The following is a 316-nucleotide window of genomic DNA, read 5'->3' as shown; positions in this document are numbered from 1 at the left end:
TGGTGGAGCTACGCGGGATCGAACCGCGGACCTCTTGCATGCCATGCAAGCGCTCTCCCAGCTGAGCTATAACCCCACAAAGGTCGGCCTGGGTGATACACACCGCACTGCCCTGGGTACTTCATGTCAATCGGGAACCTGGTGGAGCTACGCGGGATCGAACCGCGGACCTCTTGCATGCCATGCAAGCGCTCTCCCAGCTGAGCTATAACCCCCTTGGATTCCAGATTGTTCGAGGAGAATTTGGTGGAGCTACGCGGGATCGAACCGCGGACCTCTTGCATGCCATGCAAGCGCTCTCCCAGCTGAGCTATAA

2 tRNA genes are annotated in these 316 nt (G+C 58.5%); both read right to left on the bottom strand.

Going from position 1 to position 316, the window contains the following annotated elements:
- Nucleotides 1-76: transfer RNA gene (locus tag ACVDHI_RS20765), tRNA-Ala, on the bottom strand.
- A 63-nt stretch (nt 77-139) separates the two neighbouring features.
- A tRNA-Ala gene (locus ACVDHI_RS20760) sits at nt 140-215 on the bottom strand.
- Between the last annotated feature and the right edge of the window lie 101 nt (nt 216-316).

The organism is Aeromonas sp. 25-248 (assembly GCF_053005425.1).
The sequence above is the reverse complement of the archived record's forward strand: the minus strand, read 5'-3'. Positions and strand labels throughout refer to the sequence as shown.